This is a genomic window from Psychrobacter sp., from assembly GCF_030457785.1.
In the GTDB taxonomy this organism is placed as follows: Bacteria; Pseudomonadota; Gammaproteobacteria; order Pseudomonadales; family Moraxellaceae; genus Psychrobacter.
Window position 1 is genome coordinate 1 of the sequence record NZ_JAKDUI010000254.1, and the last position, 3307, is coordinate 3307.

Consider the following 3307-nt stretch of genomic DNA (forward strand, 5'->3'; position numbering starts at 1 on the left):
AGAAAAATTGACAGTCATTATTTCTACTAAGCCCTTAAAATTTAACTTCTTTGGTAGGTTTTTTGGAAACAGTACCATTAATCTATAGTCAGTCTACAATAAAAGAGATACAGTCCATATTATGAAACAGTTTAAGTAGATTATTTTCCATCCATCCTTGTCGTAGAAACTTAGTGAACCGCCCCGACTTTATCGGAGAGTGATTTACTTGATTCAGGCAGCAACACCTGACAGGATTAAACTATCATAATACCGCTTTTCAAATTCAAAAGGTGACACATAACCAATCGTACTATGCAATCGTGTTTTATTGAACCAGTCCACCCATTCAAGCGTGGCTAATTCAACATCGTTGACGCCAGTCCAGCTCTCTTTTAAATATTGAATCACCTCAGACTTATATAGGCCATTGACCGTTTCAGCCAATGCATTATCATACGAGTCGCCTGTTGTACCGACAGAAGCAATCACGCCAGAGTCAGCCATTTTATCAGTATAGCGAATGGATAAGTACTGAACCCCTCGATCACTGTGATGAATGACATCCTTAGGGTTGTTCCTGTCTGCTATCGCCTGATTTAGCGCAGCCATAACCATATCGGTATTCATGCGATTAGAGACTTTCCAACCAACGATAGCACGAGCAAACACATCAATAATAAAGGCAGTGTAAACCCAGCCGCTCGTCGTCTTGATATAAGTAAAGTCAGCCACCCATAACTGATTAGGATGATGGGCATTAAAGTTACGATTGACCAAATTATCAGCGCGCTTCTGGTCATCACGGCTATTGGTGGTAATCTTGCCTTTGCCACGCCAGATGCCTTGCATACCATACTGCTTCATTAAACGCTCTACGGTGCAACGAGCAACCTTTACGCCATCAGCCTTCATCTGCTGCCAGACTTTACGCACACCATAACGGCATTTTCTATCCTGCCAAATACGTTTAATCTCGCTGAGATAATAGTCGTCATGCTGACTGCGCAGTGAACGCTTTTCAGGATTGTTAGCTAAATAGTTTTCACGATGATAGGTTGACGGGGCAATCGGTAGTATTCGACAGATAAGCTCGACCCCATAACTACCTCTATAGTCATCAATAAACTGAACCATTGTCTGAGTGGGCGGTCGAGCTCCGCCTGGGCGAAAAAAGCCGCAGCCTTACGTATAATCTCATTGGCTTGCTTGAGCTCTCTGTTTTCGCGTTCAAGCTCTTTAATACGTTGCTCTTGGCTTTGGGCTTGTACTGATGCCGGAATGGTTTGCTCTATGTGCTTCTTATGCCATGATCGCAGGGTTTCAGGTGTACAGCTAATCTTAGGTGCAATGGCTTGAATAGCTGACCATGTGGAGGGGTAATCGCAAGACGCTTCAATCAGCATGCGAACGGCGCGTTCTTTCATCTCGGGAGTATAAGTTTGTCTTTTCATTGTCGTATTCTCTCAGAATATTAAGTCTCCGACAATCCTGGGGCGGTTCACAATGAATTTAAATTGCCATTACCATTTGAGCTACAGGCAGTTATTACAGAGAAAATTATAGTCAGTAATTCGGATGTAAAAAAATCACTTAAGGATTTAAAAGAACAACTTAGCTTGCCCGCTTTAAGTAATCAATATATCGACAATGGTTTGCATACCATTATAAACAACGAACTTCATCAGCCATTACACGTTGACATTATTACTGGTGTTGATGTTAAGCACAGCTCACCACTTTACTACACAAGTATTAGCACACAAAATTTAGAGAGTACCTATAGCAGTGCTATACACCTATTGACTGAACATTGTGATAAGGAAAGCAAGAACAAACTACGTCATATAGCAAAACAGGGTATTAAAAGTAATCATTTAAAGCAATATGTAGGCAGTAATATGCCATTAACTCTGAATGCCTGCCAAGCATTTTTTACTAGACTTAACGGTGCTATAGAAAGCTATAACGGTCGATTAAAGCATGGTTCGGATATTCTTCATGACAGGTACATTGAGCAGTTTAACTGCTATAGCGTTTGGCTATGGCATATTATCATCATTCAAACAGGCATACGACCTGCCGTTCATGCATCAGGACTGTTGAATCAGATTGATTTCGACCAAAAAATCATGTGGGTATCAGATAAAGAAGAACGAAACAATCAATCCTGTGGACGATTGATCCCCTTAAGCAATTTTCTAATCACTGCCATAAAACTAGGGGCTGTCCTAGATAAGTAAAATTATATAGGATAGCATCTACATCAACTAAAACAATGGGTTAAACAGGGTTTGAACTAGTTATCTAGGACAGCCCCTAAAAGTATTATAAGAAGAGATAAAATGAAATATGTGTTTGATAAGCAATTAGAAATGATTAATGACTGGTGCATGGTAAAAAATGTACAGCGGTTTAATCAGTTAAGTCAAATCATTTATATTGATAAGTCTATTGGTGATGGCTACTTTGAACGTTATGATTTCGGTAGCATTGGTCTATCACGGGTCAATTGCTACTTTCATAGAAATCATCAATTCATTAATCCTAATTGCCAAACCAGTTATGTTTTATACATTGTTTTGCAAGGGAGCTATGAATATCAGCTAGACGACAAAGTGACTATAGAAGAAAAAGTAGGAGTAAAAGCAACAGTAAAAACAGAAGCAAGGCAGGTAAATAGAACCAAGCTAAAACAGTTTGAGCAAGTAACGATAAATGCGCCTGCCATTTGGTTAATAAAAGGCGATTTAGGGAGATTGAGCACAATTATTAGTGCTAAGGAAGACATTAAAGCCTTATATATTGAGCTAGATAAAGACTTTGTTGGTAAATTAGCCACACAAATAGAGCAGCAGACAGATGCCAATAATTTAATCATATCCAAATTAATGACTATGTCCGATTCGTCAATTCTACCTTTAAACCTGACTACCAAAGCGGCAAATTTTGTAATGCAGGGCTGGGAGGTTTATAACACACCTAGTCCCACTGATGATATTAAATTTATGGCACTACAAGGACAATGCTTAACCTTTACGAGTTTATTATTGAAACAATGTATTACTGAAATAGGCGGGGCTAAAGTACAGGTTCTTAATTCTGCTTATCAAGCCAAACTGCTTCTTGATGAGTTTTACAATAAGAATTGGACGATACGAGAGCTTGCGCAAAAAACAGGCACAAATGAATGTTATTTAAAGGCCGAATTTAAGAAATTAACGACTCTAACGATTGGTGATTATCGAACTCATAAACGCATGCAGTTAGCCATGAAACTATTACAAGAGAGACAAAAAATTGCTCCAATTGCTAATCAGCTTGGTTT

General features: G+C 39.0%; 3 protein-coding genes and 1 other annotated feature. Of the genes, 2 read left to right on the forward strand and 1 reads right to left on the reverse strand.

Going from position 1 to position 3307, the window contains the following annotated elements; translation table 11 throughout:
- Positions 1-213: 213 nt before the first annotated feature.
- Positions 214-1433 (reverse strand): IS3 family transposase gene (locus L0J61_RS10175; protein WP_192523547.1). Its coding sequence is split into 2 segments (ribosomal slippage): positions 214-1154 and positions 1154-1433, totalling 1221 coding nucleotides; the frame shifts between segments, so codons are not numbered across the junction.
- Positions 1042-1158, reverse strand: a sequence feature (AL1L pseudoknot). Its footprint overlaps the gene before it by 117 nt.
- Before the next feature lie 63 nt (positions 1434-1496).
- Between L0J61_RS10175 and L0J61_RS10180 the strand changes: the two genes are divergently transcribed.
- Together L0J61_RS10180 and L0J61_RS10185 are read left to right on the forward strand one after the other, a co-directional pair.
- Entirely contained in the window at positions 1497-2222 is a 726-nt protein-coding gene (locus L0J61_RS10180) for a hypothetical protein (protein WP_192519481.1), read from the forward strand.
- A gap of 102 nt (positions 2223-2324) precedes the next feature.
- The coding region (locus L0J61_RS10185) for an AraC family transcriptional regulator (protein WP_301466332.1) at positions 2325-3307 on the forward strand (983 nt) is incomplete at its 3' end.